18 protein-coding genes are annotated in these 21071 nt (G+C 65.3%); 14 read left to right on the top strand and 4 right to left on the bottom strand.

Annotation, left to right across the window (positions count from 1 at the left end; genetic code table 11):
* Positions 1-41 precede the first annotated feature (41 nt).
* From RIE08_16070 to RIE08_16105, 8 genes are all read left to right on the top strand, one after another.
* Positions 42-1142 (top strand): nitronate monooxygenase family protein, encoded by a 1101-nt coding sequence (locus RIE08_16070; protein ID MEQ8719127.1) that lies wholly within the window; start codon positions 42-44, stop codon positions 1140-1142.
* A 75-nt stretch (positions 1143-1217) separates the two neighbouring features.
* Positions 1218-2138 carry an alpha/beta hydrolase gene (locus tag RIE08_16075; protein MEQ8719128.1) on the top strand — a complete coding sequence of 307 codons (921 nt, stop codon included), beginning with the start codon at positions 1218-1220 and terminating at the stop codon, positions 2136-2138.
* 362 nt (positions 2139-2500) lie between these two features.
* Positions 2501-3718 (top strand): amidohydrolase family protein, encoded by a 1218-nt coding sequence (locus tag RIE08_16080; GenBank protein MEQ8719129.1) that lies wholly within the window; start codon positions 2501-2503, stop codon positions 3716-3718.
* Between the two features lie 106 nt (positions 3719-3824).
* On the top strand, positions 3825-4376 hold the full coding sequence (locus RIE08_16085) for a hypothetical protein (protein MEQ8719130.1): 552 nt from the start codon (positions 3825-3827) through the stop codon (positions 4374-4376).
* Between the two features lie 123 nt (positions 4377-4499).
* The gene (locus RIE08_16090) at positions 4500-4850 is read left to right on the top strand and encodes a DUF4286 family protein (GenBank protein ID MEQ8719131.1); all 351 of its coding nucleotides are present in this window, start codon (positions 4500-4502) and stop codon (positions 4848-4850) included.
* Between the two features lie 64 nt (positions 4851-4914).
* The gene (locus RIE08_16095) at positions 4915-5946 is read left to right on the top strand and encodes a fumarylacetoacetate hydrolase family protein (protein MEQ8719132.1); all 1032 of its coding nucleotides are present in this window, start codon (positions 4915-4917) and stop codon (positions 5944-5946) included.
* A 116-nt stretch (positions 5947-6062) separates the two neighbouring features.
* Positions 6063-7208 carry an NDMA-dependent alcohol dehydrogenase gene (locus RIE08_16100; protein ID MEQ8719133.1) on the top strand — a complete coding sequence of 382 codons (1146 nt, stop codon included), beginning with the start codon at positions 6063-6065 and terminating at the stop codon, positions 7206-7208.
* Positions 7205-8962 (top strand): thiamine pyrophosphate-requiring protein, encoded by a 1758-nt coding sequence (locus tag RIE08_16105; protein MEQ8719134.1) that lies wholly within the window; start codon positions 7205-7207, stop codon positions 8960-8962. Before RIE08_16100 ends, RIE08_16105 begins: the two co-directional genes overlap by 4 nt.
* Positions 8963-9021: 59 nt before the next feature.
* On the opposite strand, the gene RIE08_16110 is transcribed toward RIE08_16105, so the two are convergent.
* A complete protein-coding gene (locus RIE08_16110; GenBank protein ID MEQ8719135.1) occupies positions 9022-9792 on the bottom strand; it encodes an enoyl-CoA hydratase-related protein in 771 nt (256 codons plus the stop codon).
* Positions 9793-9905: 113 nt separating this feature from the next.
* Here RIE08_16110 and RIE08_16115 point away from each other — a divergent pair, with 113 nt between their 5' ends.
* The 5 genes from RIE08_16115 to RIE08_16135 all read left to right on the top strand — a co-directional run bounded on the left by RIE08_16115 (position 9906) and on the right by RIE08_16135 (position 14999).
* Complete coding sequence (locus RIE08_16115; protein ID MEQ8719136.1) at positions 9906-10382, top strand: MaoC family dehydratase; 477 nt, start codon at positions 9906-9908, stop codon at positions 10380-10382.
* A gap of 96 nt (positions 10383-10478) precedes the next feature.
* Positions 10479-11381: an SDR family oxidoreductase gene (locus tag RIE08_16120; protein ID MEQ8719137.1), complete on the top strand. Its 903-nt coding sequence runs from the start codon at positions 10479-10481 to the stop codon at positions 11379-11381.
* Complete coding sequence (locus tag RIE08_16125) at positions 11381-12571, top strand: acyl-CoA dehydrogenase family protein (GenBank protein ID MEQ8719138.1); 1191 nt, start codon at positions 11381-11383, stop codon at positions 12569-12571. The genes RIE08_16120 and RIE08_16125 overlap by 1 nt, the downstream gene beginning before the upstream one ends.
* An 11-nt stretch (positions 12572-12582) precedes the next feature.
* Positions 12583-13722 carry an acyl-CoA dehydrogenase family protein gene (locus RIE08_16130; GenBank protein MEQ8719139.1) on the top strand — a complete coding sequence of 380 codons (1140 nt, stop codon included), beginning with the start codon at positions 12583-12585 and terminating at the stop codon, positions 13720-13722.
* Positions 13723-14036: 314 nt separating this feature from the next.
* Positions 14037-14999 carry a nitronate monooxygenase gene (locus RIE08_16135; GenBank protein ID MEQ8719140.1) on the top strand — a complete coding sequence of 321 codons (963 nt, stop codon included), beginning with the start codon at positions 14037-14039 and terminating at the stop codon, positions 14997-14999.
* Between the two features lie 130 nt (positions 15000-15129).
* Here RIE08_16135 and RIE08_16140 read toward each other — a convergent pair whose 3' ends face one another.
* From RIE08_16140 to RIE08_16150, 3 genes are all read right to left on the bottom strand, one after another.
* A complete protein-coding gene (locus tag RIE08_16140; protein MEQ8719141.1) occupies positions 15130-16971 on the bottom strand; it encodes an amidohydrolase family protein in 1842 nt (613 codons plus the stop codon).
* A 64-nt stretch (positions 16972-17035) separates the two neighbouring features.
* Positions 17036-17791 (bottom strand): glucose 1-dehydrogenase, encoded by a 756-nt coding sequence (locus RIE08_16145; GenBank protein MEQ8719142.1) that lies wholly within the window; start codon positions 17789-17791, stop codon positions 17036-17038.
* A gap of 181 nt (positions 17792-17972) precedes the next feature.
* Positions 17973-19139, bottom strand: a complete 1167-nt coding sequence (locus RIE08_16150; protein ID MEQ8719143.1) for an acetyl-CoA C-acyltransferase — start codon at positions 19137-19139, stop codon at positions 17973-17975.
* Between the two features lie 194 nt (positions 19140-19333).
* Here RIE08_16150 and RIE08_16155 point away from each other — a divergent pair, with 194 nt between their 5' ends.
* On the top strand, positions 19334-20944 hold the full coding sequence (locus tag RIE08_16155) for an acetate--CoA ligase family protein (protein MEQ8719144.1): 1611 nt from the start codon (positions 19334-19336) through the stop codon (positions 20942-20944).
* Positions 20945-21071 lie beyond the last annotated feature (127 nt).

The raw sequence follows: 21071 nt of genomic DNA on the forward strand, positions 1-21071 counted from the left end.
TCGGTAGCGCCATGCCTCAACGCGAGTAGAGGACGGTCTACATGAGCACACAGCTCTGCCGGGAACTAGGCATGGAGGTACCTGTCTTCGCCTTCGCGCACAGCCGCGATGTCGTCGCTGCCGTGAGTCGTGCGGGAGGATGCGGCGTCCTGGGCATCGCCGGGCTCACAGCGGAGCAGATCGAAGCCGACCTGTCGTGGATCGATGGCGAACTCGACGGTGCCCCATATGGCGTGGACGTCCTGTTTCCCTCCATCACGGTCGAAGAGAGCGCCGAACGCCCCCTGGAAGGCCTCATCTCCACCGAGCACCGCCGGTTCGTCGAGGATCTGCTCGAGAGCCACGGCGTGCCGCAGCTGTCAGATGTGGGTCCTCTCCTGACGCGGCCACCCGGCCGGGAACACGCGGTGTCTCAGGTCCAGCAGGCCCTCGAGCATCCCGTGCGGATCGTGGCGAGTGCGATGGGTGCCCCGCCCGCTGAACTCGTCGACATGGTTCATGAGCGGGGAGCTGTCGTTGCCGGTGTCGCCGGGTCTACGCGCCATGCGGAGCGCCAGCGTGACGCAGGTGTCGACGTCATCGTCGCTCAGGGGCACGAAGCCGGGGGCCACACGGGCGAAGTCACCACGATGGTGCTGGTTCCGGAGGTTGTCGATGCGGTTGCGCCCCTGCCGGTACTGGCTGCCGGTGGGATCGCATGTGGCCGACAACTTGCAGCGGCGTTGACGCTGGGCGCACAGGGCGCCTGGACCGGCTCGGTCTGGTTGACGACCGACGAAGCGAACACAGAACCGGTCCTGACGCAGAAGTTCCTCGCCGCGACGTCTCGCGACACGGTGCGATCACGCTCGACATCGGGCAAGCCCGCTCGCCAGCTGCGTTCGGCATGGACGGAGGCATGGGACGGCGACGATTCCCCCGGGGCGCTCCCCATGCCCCTTCAGGGGACCCTTGCCGCGGAGGCGCGCGAACGGATACGACGAGCTGCTCCGAACCACCCGGGCGCTGCCGACCTGATCACCTACTACGTCGGGCAGGTCGTGGGCTCCATGAATGAGCTCAAGTCCGTGAGTCAGGTGATGTCCGAGATGATCGAAGAGTGCGCTGACGTCCTCGCCCGGACCTCTTCGTCGCTGCGATGAGAGGTCCCATGTCCGTGCCGCGTCACATCGTCGATCGTGGTTGTTCATCCAGCCCGCTAACGAAAGGACACTGACATGCCGCTCGACGAGGCGACGACCGAGTTGATCGACCAGATGGCCGAGGCCGGGGCACCCCCACTTCACGAGCTCGCCCCGGCGGAGGCACGGGAGATGGCAGGCGCCATGACCGAGATGCTCGGACCGGGGCCCGATGTGGCCCGCTCTGAGGACCACACCGTCACCTCCTCGGACGGCGTTGAATTCGGCGTCACTCTGCTCGTCCCGGACGTGCCGGTCCGTGGGGTCCTGGTCTTCTACCACGGGGGCGGCTGGGTGATCGGCAGTGCCGCGGATTACGACCACCTCTGTCGCATCATGGCGAACCGCACCGGATGTGCCGTCGTCAACGTCGACTACCGACTCGCACCCGAGAACCCGTACCCGGCTGCAGTCGACGACTGCTACGCCGCGCTGGAGTGGGCCGCAGCGAACATCGATTCGGTCGCGGGCGCCGACGTTCCGTTGATGGTGTGCGGTGACAGCGCAGGGGCCAACCTGGCTGCCGCCGTAACCCTCCGGGCTCGGGATCGCAACGGACCGCGGATCGCCTGGCAGGGCCTCATCTATCCCGTGGCCGATTCCGGCCTCGACACCGCCTCATACACCGCCGAGGAGAATCAGTTGATGTTGAACCGCGAGGGGATGGAGTGGTTCTGGGACCTGTATTGCCCGGATGTCTCACGTCGGGCCGAGCCCGAGGCGTCCCCGCTGCGGGCCGATCTGTCCGGTCTACCGCCGGCGCACGTCCAGACCGCAGAGTACGACGTGTTGAGGGACGAAGGGGAAGCCTACGCTGCCAAGCTCAAGGCCGCCGGTGTTCCCGTCGAGCTCAGCCGTCAGGCCGGGCAGATGCACGGCTACTTCGCGCTGTTGATGTTGCCGGGGAGCGCACGGGCGATGGACGAGTTCGTCGAGGCCGTCGACGCAGCCCTGTAGTGGCTCGGCGAACGTGCCCCGCCGCTCAGGCTGGCCCTGTCAATATTCACGTTCGGCGACAGATCTGGGGTCAGATCCGTCTGCGCCGACCGCCCACCTTCACGCCACGACTCCTGTCGGGGAGCCGACCGCGTCGATCGCTTGCGTCGCAACTGTCAGACCTCTATCCTTTACGTTAAGCGTCAGATCAAGTTCGGGAGGACGCTTCTCATGAATTCGGGGGGACAAGAAGGTGTGGCCCATGTCTGGGCGAGGACGGGGAGCGCCTCGATGCACTGCACGCGCGCCATCTACTCAACAGCTGTCAACGCATCCAGCCACGCTTCGCCGAGAGCGGCTTCTATCAATGGGAAGGTATATCGATGATTATTATCGATGCTGATTGTCACATCTGCGAACCAAGGGACATATTCACGAGTCGGATGCCGTCGAAATATGGTGACCTGATCCCGCACATCAGGTATGTGCCCGAAGAGGACGCTGACTACTGGTTCGTAGGCGACAAGAAGGTCTGGATGGTCACGGCCAGCGTCGTGTACAAGGCCGAAGACGGATCCTACGAGCGCCGTTCGACGGTCGAAGGCGACGACTCAGCGTGGGCCCTGTTCCCGCGACGGTTCGAAGAGCAGCATCCATCGTCGTACGATCCGAACGAGCGGGCGAAAGTGATGGACGACTTCGGCGTCCGCGCTGCCGCGACGTATCCCAACCTCGGCCTGGTGAATCCCGAGGTGTACATGGCGGGAGGCCACGACGACAAGAAGTATCAGGCCACCGTCGTCGCTGCATATAACGACTGGGTCAACTCATGGGCCACCGAGCAGCCGGGCCGCTTCATCCCCCTGGCGAACGTCCCCTACTGGGATATCGAAATGGCCGTGAAAGAGGTGGTCCGCTGTGCGAACCTCGGCATGAAGGGGCTCGTGATGAGCGGCGTGCCGGAGATCCACGGATGCCCGGCATTCACCGATACCGCCTGGGACCCGCTGTGGGCGGCAGCGCAGGATGCCGACCTGTCGATCAGCTTCCATGCCGGCGGCGGAGAGTTCGATCGCGGGGAATACCACACGCGGATAATGGGATTTGCGATCATGCAGATCGCATCGACGGTCGAGGCCTTCCTGGGGAACGCGATCAGTGCCATCGACATATTGCTGTCGGGCGTGCTGCAGCGCTTTCCGAAGCTGAGGTTCGCGATCGTGGAGTCGGGCGTGGGGTGGGTGCCCTTCGCTCTGGAAGCGTTGGATGAGCACTACAAGCGCTTCGAGCCATGGCGGACACGATCGGAGATGAAGTCCGACGAGTTGCCGAGCGAGCTCTTCCATCGCCAGATGTTCGTCAACACCTGGTACGAGCGGCTCCAGGATCAGTCGGCAACGACTCTCCCCGTTGACAACCTCATGTTCGAGACCGACTACCCGCATCCCACGTGTCTGTTCGGCGATGAGATCGAAGATGCGATCGACAACCGCATGACGTCGCTCAGCCCAGAGGACAAGGAAAAGGTCCTGTACCGCAACGCGATGCGGTGTTTTGGTCTCGATGACGACTTCTTGGCTTTGGGTGCGAAGTCAACGTGATGTCGAGCAGTAGACGTCCGCCGTACGGCGAACGCAGAGCTCGGTTGTATCGCTTCCCTGAAGACGGCTCATTACTGATAGAAAGATTGGCTCTCCAATGACAGATATGCGTGACTACTTCGCGTTGCCCCATGAGGATATGGGTAAGGAGCCCTCGGACCGCGCTCTGCGCGCGTTCGCGGCTTGCAGCAACCTTCTGAATGGGATGTATCGCCTAGGCGAGTACCGCCGCGTGCTCGACGAGCTCAACTACGTCACCGATGATTTCGTCCGCGAGATCGTCGACGACGTTGCAGACCCGCCGACCGTGAGACGAGTTGAAGGAATTGAGGAGCACACGGCGCAACAGGAGCGAGAGGTGGAAACGCTGCCCACCGATCATCGCTACTGGCGCCTTCATGCTCTGACCAACTTCCAGTGGAAGATGTTGTCCGACACCGAAGTCGAGTGCCTTCACTGGATGGTCTACTTCGACAACAGAGTCCAGGTCGCCTCGGATTCTCCGGATGAACTGCAGTCGGTCGAAGCGCTGCCGATCGTGGACTGCCTCCAGCGGTTCCGCTTCGAGGAGGACCGGTGGAAGTTGTCATACCGGTACTACCGGTGGGTGCACGGGCCGCGGATCCTCCGAGCTGATTCCTTCACGCCCTGGCGCTGACAGCAGCACCCGCGCCGTGCCGTGGGCCAGTCGAGGTCTCACGTGGTCGCGATGAGGCGCGACGGCAGGGCTCGAACAAGAGCGATCAGCAAGGTTCAACGGAAAACCGAGCAGGAGCGGAACATGGATGACAAGCGAATGCGGTTGCTGGTCTTCAGCAATCCCGTGGCCGGTCGTGAAGATGAGTTCAACGACTGGTACGACAACCGGCACCTCCACGACGTCGTTGCGGTCCACGGCGTCCACGCGGCGCGACGCTTCGAACTCGTGGACAGTCCGATGGCCCACGGGGGGCCGAGCCCGCACATGTACCTTGCCGTCTACGAGTTCGACGGGGACCTGGACGCGATCGCAGCCGACATGGGGGCGCGAAGCGAGGACGGGCGCATGCCGGTGAGCGACAGCTACGACGTCTCGACGACGATCAGCTCGCTGTGGGCGCCGCGAGGCCCCGCGGTCCTCGCACCGGAGTGACCTGGGGAGACCGCCCCGTGACCGCCGGGCTGCACTTTCGGGGTTTCTGGCGCTTGGAGGCGACATGCGACTGGTGACCTTCCAGCCGGGCACGGTGAAGCCGCGCCTGGGAGTTCTCGACGACGTTGTCGTCGTAGAGCCGGGACCTGTCCTCCGGGCCGACGAGCGGTCACGTAACGGCGAGGCGGCCGCGGAGCGAGCGCCAGTGGTGGCCGACGAGATGGTGGCGTTCTTCGAGAGCGGGAGAACCGGACTCGACAACGCACGACGAGCGCTCGACGTCGCTCGATCCCAGCGCGAGGCGGGGAACCACCTCGTCGGCGCGGACGGAAGTCCGGTCGTGCACGAGATCGACGAGGTACGGCTGCTGGCGCCGGTCCCCCGACCACGCCGGGTGCGTGACTACCTCACCTACCGGGCCCACGCCACCGGTGGCGGTCTGACGATTCCGCCGGCGTTCGAGGCGATGCCCATCTGCTACCAGTGTAACTCCGAGACGATCGTCGGGCCCGATGAGCCCCTGCTGTGGCCCTCGTACACGGATCAACTCGACTTCGAGCTCGAGCTCGGGTTCTTCACGTCGACCGGCGGCCGCAATCTGACTCCCGGTGAGGCGGAGGGGCGAATCGCAGGGGTCACGATCTTCAACGATGTCAGCGCACGCGACATCCAGGTGTTCGAGATGAGTCTGACGATCGGCCCGTCCAAGGGAAAGCACTTCTCCACTGCCATGGGTCCGTGCGTCCTGACGATGGATGAGGTCGACGAGTGGTCGGTCGAGATGAGTGCCCGGGTCAATGGCGAGTTGTGGGCATCGGGCACCACGGCCGATCGCCAGTTCTCCTTCGCTGAGGTTCTTGCATGGGCGTCGCTTGACGAGGACTTCTACCCGGGTGAGTTCTTCGGGCTGGGCACGGTCGGGGGCGGGTGTGGGTACGAGCTCGACCGGTGGATCCAGCCAGGTGACGTCATCGAGCTCGAGGCGTCGGGGGTCGGAGTACTACGGAACCCGGTGGGCGCCAAGGAGCATCACCGGCCGGATGTGGGGCTGGCCAGCTACCAGGGGTCGCCCGAGGTGCATCCCGACCATGACTGATCGACCTGGTGCGGCTCCGGGCGGTCCATTCCGCCCAGACGACGCGCACGCCAGGGATCCCATCGACGAGAACCGACCAATCGGCCCTCAGTAGACCACTTTCAGGAGGCAGTCAGATGCAGGTACGCGCCGCGGTGCTCGAAGCCGAACACAGCGACTTCGTCGTCCAGGACCTCGAGCTCGATCCACCGAAGGACAACGAGGTCCTCATCGATCTGAAGGCATGTGGGATCTGTCACTCCGACGATCACGCTCGAACCGGCGACGTCCCGGTCACCGAGGACGTCGGGGGCGGCGGCTTCCCCTGTCTCCTCGGGCATGAGGGGGCGGGAGTCGTCGAGGCCGTGGGCCCCGGCGTGACCGTCGTGAAGCCGGGGGATCACGTCGCCACCTCCTTCATCCCCTCGTGCGGATACTGCAAGTGGTGTGCCACGGGGCGCATGTGGTTGTGCGACAACGGAAGGTTGCTCTACAGCGGCACGCAGATGGACGGCACACACCGCTTCCACACGCAGGACGGAACCGCGGTGACCCAGCTGGGGATGCTCGGCGAGTTCTCGACCAAGACCGTCGTGCCCGAGATGTCGATCGTCAAGATCCCGAAGCACATCCCCTTCGAGCACGCCTGCCTGCTGTCGTGTGGCGTCACAACGGGGTGGGGGTCAGCCGCGGAGCGGGCCGGCATCAAGCCCGGCGACACCGTCGTGGTGTGGGGTTGCGGCGGAGTCGGTTCTTCGGCCATCCAGGGTGCGGCGTTGGCGGGAGCGAAGCGGATCTTCGCCGTCGACCCGAACGATCTCAAGCTCGAGTACGCCCAGTCCTTCGGGGCCACGGATGTGATCAACAACGACGGAAAGTCGATGGAGGAGGTGCTCGAGCCGATCCACGCCGTCACGAACGGCCAGGGGGCCGAGGTCACCATCATGACCCCGGGTGTGGTCACGGGGGCGATGATCGGCGAGGCCTACCAGACCATCTGCAAGGGTGGAACGCTCGTGATAACCGGCGCCGCCTCGTGGAAGGACAAGGACGTCCAGGTGCCGATTCTCGACTTCGCCATGTCGAACAAGACGATCAAGGGCACGCTGTACGGTTCGTTGAACCCCCGCCAGGCGATTCCCCACCTGATCGGCCTCTATGAGACCGGCAAGCTGAAGCTCGCCGAGATGGTGACGGCTCAGTACGACATCGACGATGCCAACCAGGCTTTCGACGACATGCTGGCTGGGCGGAACATACGCGGCGTGTTCATGTACGAGTGAGTCAGAAGCGAGATCAGCGAGGGCGACTCGGCACGCGTGGCGCAGGAGGCTCTCATGAACAGCAGGCCTCCACCTCCGTGGCAGGCCGATATCTCGCGCTCCTGGCCGAGCGTGGCATCAGCGCGCTCTACATCAACGCCGGCACCGACTTCGCACCGCTGGTGGAGGCATACGCCACCCTCGGTGAACACGACGTGCCATTGCCCGAACCAGTCGTGTGCGCCCACGAGAACCTCGCGACCGGCATGGCCCACGGCGCCTATCTGGTGACAGGGCGACCCCAGGCGGTCATGTTCCACGTGAGCGTCGGCACGGCGAACGCGATCTGCGCAGTCGCCAACGCCTCGCGAGACAACGTGCCCCTTCTGGTCACCGCTGGTCGTTCCCCCATCCTCGAGGGCGGTGCGCTCGGTGCTCGCGACACGAGCATCCACTGGGCACAGGAGATGTTCGACCAGGCCGGGATGCTCCGAGAGCTGGTCAAGTGGGACTACGAGCTGCGCGATCCCCGACAGGTTGGCGCCGTGGTCGATCGGGCGTTCAGCGTCGCAACCTCGCACCCGCGGGGCCCCGTCTACCTGACGCTCCCGCGCGAAGTGCTCGCCGAGCCGGTGCCCGCCGACGCGCATGTCACTCCGGTCACTTCGGTACCCGTAACCATCGAACCCGACGCCGATGCGGTCGCCGAGCTCGCGGACAGGCTTGCCGCTGCGTCCTTCCCCGTCGTCGTCACCTCTGCGGCGGGCGTGGACCCGACAGCCGTGGAGTTGCTCGGCAACCTGTGCGACCGGTTCGCCATCGGCGTCGCGGAGATCGCGCCGAGATTCGTCAACGTCGACCCTCGCCACGATCTGCACCTCGGCCACCAGCTCGATGGTGTGTTCGAAGTGGCCGACGTCATCGTCGTGCTCGAGTCGGACGTGCCGTGGATAGAGGCGTGTGCCGCGCCTCGCGCTGGAACCTTTGTCGCCCACGTTGGAGTCGACCCGCTCTATGTCCGCTACCCGATGCGGACACACCGCTCGGACCTGACCATCGTTGCGACCCCGGCGGCCCTGGTCACGAGGCTCACCGAGGCGCTCACCGAGCGCGCTGGAGCGACCGACAATGACCGGCGCGAGCGCATCGCAGCACGGGCCACGTCGAATCGTGCCGCCGCCGCCGATCGCATGAGCGACGAGCAAGCTCCCGCCGGCGCTCCCATCACCATGGCCTTCATGTCGGAAACGCTCGCCTGTGTCCTGGACGAGGATGACATCGTCTTCAACGAGTACTGGGGACGCCCTGACCTGCTCAACCGCAGACGTCCGGGCACGTACTTCTTCCTTCCCCGGGCTGGTGGGCTCGGCTGGGCGCTACCGGCAGCACTCGGCGCCAAGCATGCAGCTCCGGATCGGACCGTCGTGGCGACCGTCGGAGACGGTGCGTACTTCTTTGCCAACCCTGCGGCATGTCACCACGCTGCGACGAAACACGACCTTCCGGTCCTCACGGTCGTGGCGAACAACGCGACCTGGGGCGCTGTCGACTACGCCACCCGCCTCATGTACCCGCAGGGGTCGGCGGTCACCGGTAGCGAGCGTCGGTTGTCCGACCTTTCACCGGCGCCGGCGTTCGAGGCGTATTGCATTGCATCGGGTGGTTTCGGCGAGCGGGTCTCGACGCGTGCCGAACTGCTGCCCGCAATGGAACGGGCGGTGCGCGCGGTGCGCGATGAGGGGCGCCAGGCTCTACTCAATGTGGAGTGCGTGTGAGATCTCAGGGAGCGAACACGCGGGAGCTCCACCGGATGGCACTAGTGCGACGACCGGGCTCAGCAACCCTTGAAGGCCGGTTTGCGTTTGGCGTGGAAGGCCGCCATGGCCTCGCGCACGTCCTCGCTCGCCAAGCAGACCGCCTGGGAGTGCGCCTCCGCCTCGAGTGCCTCGTCGAGAGTGCGGTCGAAGGATCGTCGCAACAACTGCTTCGACTCGGCGAGGGCGACGGTCGCCGAGCCTGCGAGTCGCTTGGCAAGGCGCCCGACTTCGTCGCCGAGCTCGTCGGAGGGAACGGCGCGGGTGATCAGGCCGATGTCGGCTGCCTCCGTGCCGGAGATCATGTCGGCGAGCAGGACGAGTTCGAGCGCTCTGCGGAGACCGACGAGGCGCGGCAGGAGCCACGACCCTCCGAAGTCCACTGCGAGCCCGCGGCGAGCGAAGATCTCGCCGAATCGCGCCGTGTCGGCGGCGATGACGAAATCGCACGCGAGCGCGAGGTTGGCCCCGGCGCCCACGGCGACCCCCTCGACACGGCCGATGGTGGGTTTGGGGGCCTCGTAGACGGCCTTTGCCGCCTCGTTCACCTGCCGCATCGCCGTGAAGAACGGAATCTCGGGGCCCTCCGGAGCAGAGAGGTCGGCTCCGCTGCTGAAGTCACCGCCGGCGCCTGTGAACACGATGACCCGAACGGCGGGATCATCGCCGAGGCGGCGGAAATGGCGAGCGATCTCGCCCCACATCTCGAGTTTGACAGCGTTCTTCACGTGGGGCCTGTTCAGGGTGACGGTCGCAACGCCGCCTTGCTGCTGCACGAGGATGTCATCCATCACTTCACCTTAGGCAGCGCGAGTAAGGCCTGTTGCACGACCGGGTCGACTCCACGACCCGACGACGGGCCACCAGTTGTTCCCCCGATGTCGATACATGGAAGGTCACGACGATGAGCGAGAACGCGGCACGAGCCCATGAGACCCTCGAGGCGAGGATCGGCCTCGAGCCTCTGGCCGGTGACTGGTTCGAGATCACCCAGGATCGAATCGATGCCTTCGCCGACGCCACCCTCGATCACCAGTTCATCCACGTCGACCCTGCTCGGGCCGCAGCCGAAGCTCCCTTCGGCGGGACCATCGCCCACGGGTTCCTGACCCTGTCGCTGCTGGTTCACCTCTCGGCCAGCATCTCGACGGAGATGCCTCGCCTGGACGGCATGGCCATGGGCATCAACTACGGCATGAACAGGGTGCGCTTCATCAACCCGGTTCCCGTCGGCTCGCGTATTCGTGCCGTGGCCCAGGTGAGCAACGTGGAACTGAAGGGCAGCGTCGTCGACCTGACGCAGACGATGACGGTCGAGATCGAAGGCCAGGAGAAGCCGGCGCTGGTTGCGGAGTGGATCGGGCGGATGGTCTTCGAGTGAGGATTCCACGCGACTCCCATGCAACCGGGCCACCAGGTAGACGCTGGCTTGTCGGGGCCGACAACCCGTGAATCCCGAGATGAAGGAGCGAAGACGATGACGAAGAACGCAGCCGCCGAGCGGATCTGTGACGGCCGCGTCTGTGTGGTCACCGGCGCCGGGAGGGGAATAGGCAGATCTCATGCCCTCGGTCTCGCCGGGCACGGAGCACGCGTCGTCGTGAACGACGTCGGCGGTGAACGCGATGGTTCAGGAGCCGACAGCCTTCTCGCCAACCAGATCGTCGAGGAGATTCGTAGTGGCGGCGGCGAGGCGATGGCCAACACCGATGACATCTCGACATGGGATGGTGCGCAGCGCCTGGTGGAAGGCGCGCTGGAGAAGTACGGGCGCATCGACGTGGTCGTCAACAACGCCGGCATCATCCGCGACCGCATGCTGGTGAACATGTCGGAGGAGGACTGGGACGCCGTCATCGCCGTTCATCTCAAGGGGACCTTCTGTGTCACCCGTCACGTGGCCCAGCACTGGCGCAACCGGGCCAAAGAGGGCGAGGAGAACGACGCCCGAATCATCAACACCACTTCCGGCTCGGGTCTGTACGGCAACGTCGGTCAGTCCAACTATGCAGCGGCCAAGGCTGCGATCGCCGCATTCACCCAGGTCGTAGCCGAGGAGCTCGCCAGGTACGGCGTCACGGCCAACGCGATCGCACCCGTCGCCCTCACCCGGATGACGGCGGATCTCGGCATTCCCGAGGAGATCACGGACCTTCTCGACCCTGGATGGATCACTCCCGTCGTCGTCTGGTTGGCGTCGCCGCTCTCGGCCGAGGTGACCGGCCAGGTCTTCGAGGCGTCCGGCCAGACACTTGCCGTTGCGGAAGGATGGCGCCGTGGCCCTCAGGCGGCACCAACCACGGATCCGGTGGTCGTCGGTGATCTGGTGCCGACGTTGCTCGCGCAGGCCAGGCCGAGAACCACAATGGCCGACCTCTGATGGTGTCGCTGAGTGACCTCGAGGAGTTCCGTCACGAAGTCCGTCGGTGGCTCGGCGCCAACTGCCCGGAGAGCATGCGCACGCCGGTTCTTTCCGACGCCGACTACTACCTCGGAGGCAGCAATCCTGAGTTCAGCCACCCCGACCAGAAGCGGTGGGCGGACCTCATGGCGGAGAAGGGATGGACGACCCCTACTTGGCCCAGTGAGTACGGCGGCGGCGGGCTGACCAGGGAGGAGGCGGCCATCCTGCGCGACGAGATGAGTGCGATCGGTGCGCGCAGCCCTCTGAACAGCTTCGGCATCTCGATGCTCGGTCCGGCGCTGCTCGAGTACGGCAACGAGGACCAGAAGTCGGAACACCTGCCGAAGATCGTGAGGGGCGAGATCACCTGGTGCCAGGGGTATTCCGAACCAGGTGCAGGCTCCGACCTCGCCAGCCTGCAGACCCGCGCCGAGGACACGGGCGACCACTACCTGGTCAACGGTCAGAAGGTCTGGACGTCCTTCGCCGACAAGGCGGACTGGATCTTCTGCCTCGTCCGCACCGACAACAGCGGTACCAAGCACGAGGGCATCTCCTTTCTGCTCGTCGAGATGGCTTCCGAAGGCGTGTCGGTCCGCCCTATCAAGCTGATCTCCGGAAAGTCCTCCTTCTGCGAGACCTTCTTCGACAACGTGCGGGTTCCCAAGGAGAACCTGGTGGGCGAGGAGGGAAAGGGCTGGGAGATCGCCAAGTATCTGCTGACCCACGAGCGCGAGACCATCTCCGGATTCGGTCAGGACTCCTCGGGCCGCACGCTGGCGGAGGTCGCCACGGAGGAGATCGGTCTCGGCGCGGACGGCCGTCTCGAAGACGGCGTCCTGAGAAGGGACGTGGCGCAGTTGGAGGTCGACCTGCTGGCATTCGCTGCGACCATGGACCGGGTTCGTGACGAGGCCAAGGCCGGCCAGGGTCTCGGCGCAGCGTCGTCGATCGTGAAGTACTGCGGAACCGAGCTCAACAAGCGCCGCTTCGAACTCATGATGTCCCTGCACGGTGAGAGGGCCCTCGCGTGGGAGGGCGAGCACTGTGACGATGGCGAGATGCCACGAGCCTGGCTCCGCACCAAGGCGAACTCGATCGAGGGCGGGACCTCGGAGATCCAGCTCAACATCGTCGCCAAGCGCGTCCTCGGTCTGCCGAGCTGAACGGAGGAGTTGTGGCGCTCGTACTCGATGACGACCAGCTGATGCTCAGGGACACGGCGGGCAGGTTCCTCGCCGAGCGGGCGCCGATCGCCCAGTTGCGCCGTCTGCGCGATGAGCACGACGAACTGGGCTACAGCGCGCAGCTGTGGCAGGAGATGGCCACGATGGGCTGGCCGGGGATCGCAATCCCGGAGAAATTCGGCGGCCTCGGTATGGGTTACACCGAGCTCGGCATCGTCCTCGAGCAGGTGGGCCGCAACCTGAGTGCCTCTCCACTGGAGGCGAGTGCTCTGGTCGGTGCTACGGCTGTGGCGGAGCTCGGGACCGAAGCGCAGAAGGAGAGCTTGCTACCGGCTGTCGCGGGAGGCGAGCTGACGTTTGCGCTCGCGCTGCAGGAAGGCAGCCGTCATCAGCCGCGCAAGACGGCGATGAGCGCCCTGAAGCAGAGTGACGGCTGGGTACTGCAGGGGCGGAAGGTCCTCGTGTTCGATGGCCACACCGCGGACAAGATGATCGTCGTGGCCCGCACCGCTGGTCGGCCCGGTGACGAGACCGGGCTTTCCGTGTTCGTCGTCGATGCCGACACGGACGGGGTGCTGGTGGAGCGGGTGGTCATGGTGGACAGCCGCAACAGCGCCAACGTCAGCTTCGACGGTGTCGAGGTCGGCCCCGATGGTCTGCTCGGTTCCGAGGGCGGGGCTTACGCGCCGCTCCAGCGGGTACTGGACATCGCCAACGTCGGCATGGCGGCAGAACTGCTCGGCTTGTCCGCTGAGGCCTTCGAGCGCACCTTGGAATATCTGAAGGTGCGAGAGCAGTTCGGTGTTCCCATCGGTTCGTTCCAGGCTCTGCAGCACCGCGCTGCCAAGATGTACGCGGAGCTGGAGCTGGCACGCTCCATCGTGCTCACGTCACTGCAGGCGATCGACGGTGCCGACGACTCGCTGAGCGCCCTGGCGAGTGCGTGCAAGGCGAAGCTCTGTGAGGTGGCGACGCTGGTCACCGCCGAGGCGATCCAGATGCACGGTGGCATCGGCATGACCGATGAGGCCGACATCGGTCTGTTCATCAAACGGGCTCGGGTGGCACAGCAGACGTACGGCGATTACAGCTACCACTTGGACCGCTTCGCCCGATTAAATAGCTACTGAAGCGCCGGTGTCGAAAGATAAAGCACTAGGCGCAGATCCATGCGACAGGGACGTTGGAGAGCCAACCGGCTCCAGCTTCGCTCATCGACACTCGTAGCCCTGGATAGCGGCTCATCATTCCGCCAACGTCACCGGAATGAATGGCAGATATCTGAACTGCGGCACGCGCTTCTGTTGAGCCAGATTGCAGCGGCCCTTGCCCAGAAGGCGCCCTCCGAGAGTCAACGCGAAGGCGGTAGGAAATTCCCCCTTTCACCCACGGCGAAGGTGACCGACCTCGGACGACTTATCCCCTTTATCGCTATCCTCACCACATGACAAGCACGACCACCCCCACCTTCGACAACCGCATCACACGCGAGCTTGGCATCGAGGTCCCCATCATCCAGGCACCGATGGGCTGGATCGCCCGCAGCCCGCTCGCATCGGCGGTCTCCAACGCAGGTGGGCTGGGCATCATCGAGACGTCATCTGGCGAGCTCGATGCCATCCGTGAGGAGATCCGGAAGATGCATGACCTCACCGACAAGCCTTTCGGAGTCAACGTCGCTCAGGCTTTCGTTCGCGATCCTGACATGGTCCAGTTCGTGATCGACCAGGGCGTTCGCTTCGTTTCGACCTCGGCGGGCGACCCCACCCGTTACACCGCCCAGCTCAAGGAGGCCGGCCTCATCGTCTACCACGTGGTCCCGACATTGCGTGGAGCGCAGAAGGCAGTTGACGCCGGAGTAGATGGTTTGATCGTCGAAGGGGGCGAGGGCGGCGGTTTCAAGAACCCCGATCCTGTGGCATCGATGGTGTTGCTCCCCCTCGTCCGATCCAAGGTCGAAGTCCCCATCGTGGCCGCTGGCGGAATGGTCGACGGGTCAACGATGGCGGCAGCGTTCGCACTCGGGGCCGAGGCGATCCAGATGGGCACGAGGATGTTGTCGGCCACCGAGAGTCCGGTGCACGACAACTGGAAGAACGCGATCATCGCTAGCCGCGAGACCGATACCGTTTTTCTCAACCAGCGGCATTCTCCTGCGCTTCGGGCGCTCAAGACCGATCTGACCAATGAACTCCGGTTTGCAGAGCATGACGTGTTTGGCAGTTTCGGGGACGCCAGGGCGCTCTACTTCGGCGGTGACATCGAGGCAGCCATCGCATTGGGCGGTCAGGTGATGGGCCGGATCGACGAGATCCAACCGGTCGGAGCGATCATCGCTGAGTGTGCCGAGCAGTTCTTCGCCGTGATGGACGAGCTCGCTACCAAATACCTCGGGTCAGATCGATGAGCGTCGGTGTGAACGGTACGAACGTAGCTGCGCTCGGCTCACCGATGTGGCGGTGCCGATCTACGAGGTCGAAGCTTGGGGCTGACGTGGATCGTAATTCGTCCAGACTCGAGCTGAGAACGTCATTGCGTCATGCCAGATGTCTGCGGGCGGACGGGTTCCCTCGGCTCTGTGGAGTCCGGGCATTGTCTCCACGGTCGTGGTCTTGGCGCCTGCCGCGCACGAGGCGACCGGGGCGTGCGCCGGTGTCCCCGTCGTGGTCCCGCACCACTTCGCCGGCCACCAGGGTCGCCCAGTAGCCACTCGCCGGCTGCAGGAAGCGCTTGCCACCGGCTGGCAGGTCGTGGCTGACATAGGGCATTCCCAACGACAGGTTGTCGAAGTCGATGACGTTGATGTCCGCCCGTTTCCCCGGCTCGATGACGCCCCGGTCGCCCAGTCCGTACAACGACGCGGTATCGGCGCACTGCTTCTTGATCACATACTCCAGGCCCAACCGCGGCCCCGGGCGGTCGCGCACCCAGTGGGTCAGGAGGTGAGTGGTGCTCGAGGCGTCGCAGATCAGGCCGCAGTGTGCGCCGCCGTCGGCCAGGCCGACAACCGAGTGTGCGTCAGCCAGCATGTCGTAGATGGCGTCGCAGTTCCCGCGCGCGAAGCCGAGCACCGGCATCATCAGGATCGCCGCTCCGTCGTGTTCGAGCATCTGGTCGTACATGGCGGCTTCCACCGGGATCCCGGCACGTCTCGCCCCGGCTGCGACGGAGTCTTCCGGGCCCGGCTCGTAGTTCAGTGGAAGGCCGAGTGGGAACACGTTTTCAAGGTTGTTCGCGATCATGACGTGCATGACGTCGTTGACGGATTCCGACGCGGGGGGCAGGTTCGTCTCTTCGAGAATGGCGCGCCGCACCTCGGGCCGACGGAGCTCAGCCAGCCGCGCCTGCAGCGGTAGCTCCTCTATCGCGACATAGGAGGGACGGCGTTTGAACAGGTGTTTCGACTCCCACGAGAGCAGCACCCCGGCCGGCCGCGAGGCCGTCTGCGGAAAGAGCTGCGCTCCTTGGGCGTTGGCTTCGACCACGAAGTCCATGGCCGCCCTCCAGGCATCGGGGTCCTCACCGAACTCGACGATCAGGAATGTGATCGGCAAACCCGTCTCCCGGGACAGCTGCGCCATCCATTCGAGCTCCTGGTGCAGCAGGGCCTCCCCTTCACCCAGGGTCAGGCCGCCCTGCCCGATGGATCCACCGGGCACCAGCTCGTACACGGCGCCGTAGGGCTGCATCGCTCGTCCGATGGCGAGTACCTCGTCGCGGTGGGCGAACGTTCCGGGTACCGGTTCACCCCCGACCGACTGATGCCCCAGGATGCGCGAGGTCGAGAACCCCAGTGCGCCCGCTGCGAGGGCCTGTGCCGTGAGCTGTGACATCTGGGCGATGTCATCGGGGTTCGCGGCTTCGTTCGCGATGCCCCGTTGGCCCATCACGTAGGTCCGTAGCGCGCCGTGGGCGATCTGCGTCCCGACGTCCATCGACCACTTCTTCGTGGCGAGTAGATCGAGGTACTCCGGGAAGGTCTCCCACCGCCAGTCGATGCCCTCGTGCAGCGCCGTGCCCGGGATGTCCTCGACGCCTTCCATGAGCTCGATGAGCGCGTCGTGATGACTGGGCATCACCGGCGCGAAACCCACCCCGCAGTTCCCGGTGACGACGGTGGTGATGCCGTGGCTCGCCGAAGGCTCGAGGGCATCGTCCCAGGTCGCCTGACCGTCATAGTGGGTGTGGATGTCGACGAAGCCGGGCGTCACGATTGCGCCGTCGGCTTCGATCACGCGATGGGCGCGGGTCCCTGCGCCGGTCGTGCCCGCATCCGACACCCGGGTGATCACCCCGTCGCAGACGGCGACGTCGGCGACACGGCCGGGCTGGCCGGTGCCGTCGATCACGAGTCCGCCCGTTATCACTATGTCATCCATTGGTTCTCCCCCCGTTTGACGGGTCGCTTCTTCCCTGCAAGGTCCTCGCCGGTGTCCTGGAACCTCAGCGGGCCAGGTAGCCGCCGTCGACGTAGAGCTCGGAGCCCGTGCAGAACGTTGCGTCATCGCTCGCGAGGAACGCGACCGCTGCGGCGACCTCTACCGGTAGTCCGAGGCGGCCCATCGGTGTCAGGCCGATGACGAGGTCCATGACCTCCCGGTCGTCGCGCACCTGATCGAAGATCGGGGTGTCGATGAATCCCGGGTGGACCGAGTTGACCCGGATGCCTCCTGTCGCCCACAGGAGAGCGGCGTTCTTCGTGAGGAGGCGAACAGCGCCCTTCGCCGCGTGGTAGGCGGGCGAGATTCCCAGGCCGCCGCTCGCACCGAAGATCGAGGAGATGTTGATCACCGAGCCGTGCCCGGATGCCTTCAACGCGTCCGCCGCATGTTTCATCCCCAGGAACACACTGGTCTGGGTGACGGCGATTATCGACTGGTACTCCTCGAGCGAGCATTCCTCGATGCTGGCCATCTCTCCGATGCCGGCGTTGTTCACGAGGATGCCGAGCTCCCCGAACCGGTCGAGGGTCTCGGCGATGCAATCGATCCACGCCTGCTCGTCGGTGACGTCGAGCTCGATGAAGACGGCCTCGCCACCACCCTCGGTGATGGACGCAGCCACCGTCTCGCCAGTGGCCCGGTTGATGTCCGAGACGACGACCGTTGCGCCCTCTTCGGCGAGGCGGCGGGCGATGGCCTCCCCGATTCCCTGGCCTGCTCCTGTGACGAGCGCCTTGCGCCCTTCCAGACGTGACACGTGACTACCCCCTCCGTGCGCGGCGGTCCAGGTCTGCTATCAGATCTGACCTCGGACAGCGACGCTAGCTGATGTGCTGAGACCCTGCGATCTGACGTCTAACGTGAGAAATGTGCCGACCGTCCGGCCGTCGGAGCGGGCACCCGTGGCGTTCCTTCGTGGATCTTCCACGAGTCGGTCCTCACGCGATCCGCTCGATGAGCATTGCTGCCCCCTGCCCTCCGCCCACGCACATGGTCTCGAGGCCGAGTGTCGCGTCGAGCGTCTCCAGGTCGTTGAGGAGGGTGCCGAGGATCCTGGCGCCGGTCATGCCGAACGGGTGACCCAGCGCGATCGCGCCGCCATGGGGGTTCAGCTGGTGGTCGATCTCGATTCCGAGATCCCAGCAGACGGGAAGCACCTGGGCGGCGAAAGCCTCGTTGAGCTCGACGACGTCGATATCGCCGATGGACATCCCCAGCCTGTCGAGGAGTTTGCGAACGGCGGGGATCGGTCCGACTCCCATGACTTCGGGCGCCACTCCCGCGACCGCTGACCCGACAATGCGCGCTCGCGGGGTCAGCCCGAGTTCGGACGCCTTCTCGCTGGACATGATGATCGCAGCGGCCGCGCCGTCATTGAGCGGGCAGGCGTTGCCGGCGGTCACCCGGCCACCTTCGCGAAACACGGGCTCGAGCTGGGCCAGGGCGTCGATTGCGGTCCCGGGTCGGATCGACTCGTCCTCGGTGAAGACGGACCCGTCCGGAAGTGGAACCGGGACGATCTCGCGCTCGAAGAAAGCGGCAGCATTCGCTGTCGCGGCTCGGGTCTGGGACAGCGCGGCGAAGTCGTCCATGTCCGAGCGGGACACGTTCCAGCGGTCGGCGACGATCTCGGCCGTCATGCCCATCTGCATGAACATCTCGCTGACGAAGTCATCGCGCTCATGGTCTGTGAAGCGTGGATTCATGTCGCTCTCGTCGAACCCGACGGCTGCGGTTCGGCTCACGGACTCGACGCCGGCCGCGACGAAGACGTCCCCTTCGCCGGCAGTAATCGCGTGTGCGGCCATGCGGATCGCTTCCAGCGAAGACGCGCAGAAGCGATTGACAGTGGTTCCCGGGACCGTGTCGGGAAGTCCGGCGAGTGCTGCGACGTTCTGTCCCAGGTTCATCGACTGCTCGCCGACACCGTTGGCGGAGCCGACGATCACGTCGTCGATCAGGCCGGGGTCGATCTCCGGATGGCGATCGAGGAGAGCGGACACGACGAACGCTCCGAGGTCGTCAGGCCGGACATCGACGAGAGACCCCTTGAAGGAGCGGGCGATGGGTGAGCGCAAAGTGTCGACGATCACAGGTTCGGACACGCGGCGAGGCTTAGTTGAGTCTCCTGCCCCCATGAGAGGCCCCTCTTTCCTGATGTTGCGGGGTCACAGATTTGACGGTTGTGGGGGTCTAGCATATCTTACGTCAAATGTCAGATTCTGAGCGGGAAAGTGCCCAAGCAACGTCCACCCGGTGGGCACCGGAACGCCTGGGGCGTCTCCTGGCACCGGAGTCCGTGGCCATCGTCGGGGCCTCCGAACGGTCCACCTGGTCGGCAGCGACGCTCTCGGCGCTCGAGCGGAGCGGATACGCGGGTCGGATCGAGTTGGTGAACGGCCGGGGTGGGGAGGTCTTCGGTCGGTCCGCAGTAGCCCATCTGTCCGACCTCGCTGAACCCGTCGACCTTGCGTACGTCATCGTCCCGGGCGAAGCCGCGCTACCAGTTCTCGAAGATGCCGCCGCATCCGGCGTGCGAAACGCTCTCGTGCTGGGGGCGGGCTTCTCGGAGACCGGCGGCCGGGGGGCGGCCGCCCAGGAGCAGATGGTGAGACTCTCCGCCGAGGCGGACCTCGCGATCATCGGACCCAACACGTACGGCTTCGTGAACACGGAGTGCAACATCAACTTCCAGCCCAACATGTTGCCCGGCCCTCTGCCGCGCGGGCACGTGAGCCTCGTTTCGCAGAGTGGCGCTCTCAACACCAACTTGTTGGACTACTGCTACGCGCACGCAGTCGGCGTCAGCAAGGCGGTCGGTGTGGGGAACGAGGCGGTGGTCGATGCGGCCGATCTGATCGCCTACCTGGCCGAGGACGATGACACCCGGGCCATCGGTGTTTTTCTCGAAGCCATCCGTCGACCTGCCGAGTTCATAGCCGCCCTGGAGCTCGCCCGGGCGAGATCGAAACCCGTCATCGTGCTCAAGGTCGGCAGACACGAGGTGACGGCGCGAATAGCAGCGGCCCACACGGGAGCCTTCGTCGGCGACGACCGCGTGATCGATGCCGTGCTGCGTCAGCACGCGGCGATCCGCGTGGGTTCCCTCGAGGAGCTGGTCACGACGGCCGATCTCCTGGCACACACCGGCCCGATCGATGGCAGCCGGCTCGCCGTCGTCGGCGTTTCCGGTGGCGCATGCGATGTCATCGCCGACCGCGCGACCGACGTGGGACTCCAGCTGCAGCCCTTCTCGGAGAGCACGGTCTCTGCGCTGCGGACGATGCAACCCGACTTCGGTGGTGTGAACAACCCGCTGGACGTGACGGGAGCCATCTACTCCGTTTCCGACCGGTCGTTGTTCGCGAAAGTGGTTGCCGCCGTGGGCGACGGAGCCGAAGCCGATGTGGTGCTGGTCCAGCACGACATCCCGAACGAGCTGGTCACGTTCACCGAGGTCTTCCAGTCCATGCTCGACCGTCTCCCCGCACTTCCTGTCCCCGCAGTCGTCGCCGGTGCGGTCACGAGTGATCTCCCCGGCGTGCGTGAACGGTTCGGCGAAGGTGGCCAACACATCCACCTCGGCGGCATCGAGCAGGTTGTTCCCGCCCTCGGCCACGCCGCCTGGTGGTCTTCACGGTTGGGACCTGCGCAGACCGGTATGCGCGAGGCCGCCCGCCCGTCCGCCGGGGCCGTGATCGAAGAGGGCCGCACGGGCACCTGGAGCGAGGCGCGTTCGCGTGCGCTGCTCGACGCTTTCGGCGTGCCGATGGTTCCGGCCGTGCACGCCGCAGACACGGAAGCTGCCGTCGATGCCGCCTCGGCCACGGGGTTTCCGGTGGTGGTGAAGGCAAACGGCGACGACCTCGCTCACAAGTCCGACGTCGGGGCGGTCAAGCTAGTGCCGTGACCGGCAACGTCGGGGGTGGCGCGTCCACCACTTGAGTGTCGAAGTCGCGTTGGATGTGGGTATGGCTGAACGCGTCCGGGTTCGAGAGATCACCAACGATGAGGGGAATCGTCTGCTCAAGATCGTG

The organism is Acidimicrobiales bacterium (assembly GCA_040219085.1).
Lineage (GTDB): Bacteria > Actinomycetota > Acidimicrobiia > Acidimicrobiales > JAVJTC01 > JAVJTC01.

Bases quoted from the DNA above. Each gene is read 5' to 3' on its own strand.
- RIE08_16095 (MEQ8719132.1), top strand. From the start codon at position 4,915: ATGCGACTGGTGACCTTCCAGCCGGGCACGGTGAAGCCGCGCCTGGGA.
- RIE08_16075 (MEQ8719128.1), top strand. From the start codon at position 1,218: ATGCCGCTCGACGAGGCGACGACCGAGTTGATCGACCAGATGGCCGAG.
- RIE08_16115 (MEQ8719136.1), top strand. From the start codon at position 9,906: ATGAGCGAGAACGCGGCACGAGCCCATGAGACCCTCGAGGCGAGGATC.
- RIE08_16070 (MEQ8719127.1), top strand. From the start codon at position 42: ATGAGCACACAGCTCTGCCGGGAACTAGGCATGGAGGTACCTGTCTTC.
- RIE08_16100 (MEQ8719133.1), top strand. From the start codon at position 6,063: ATGCAGGTACGCGCCGCGGTGCTCGAAGCCGAACACAGCGACTTCGTC.
- RIE08_16090 (MEQ8719131.1), top strand. From the start codon at position 4,500: ATGGATGACAAGCGAATGCGGTTGCTGGTCTTCAGCAATCCCGTGGCC.
- RIE08_16135 (MEQ8719140.1), top strand. From the start codon at position 14,037: ATGACAAGCACGACCACCCCCACCTTCGACAACCGCATCACACGCGAG.
- RIE08_16085 (MEQ8719130.1), top strand. From the start codon at position 3,825: ATGCGTGACTACTTCGCGTTGCCCCATGAGGATATGGGTAAGGAGCCC.
- RIE08_16080 (MEQ8719129.1), top strand. From the start codon at position 2,501: ATGATTATTATCGATGCTGATTGTCACATCTGCGAACCAAGGGACATA.
- RIE08_16125 (MEQ8719138.1), top strand. From the start codon at position 11,381: ATGGTGTCGCTGAGTGACCTCGAGGAGTTCCGTCACGAAGTCCGTCGG.
- RIE08_16140 (MEQ8719141.1), bottom strand. From the start codon at position 16,971: ATGGATGACATAGTGATAACGGGCGGACTCGTGATCGACGGCACCGGC.
- RIE08_16120 (MEQ8719137.1), top strand. From the start codon at position 10,479: ATGACGAAGAACGCAGCCGCCGAGCGGATCTGTGACGGCCGCGTCTGT.
- RIE08_16110 (MEQ8719135.1), bottom strand. From the start codon at position 9,792: ATGGATGACATCCTCGTGCAGCAGCAAGGCGGCGTTGCGACCGTCACC.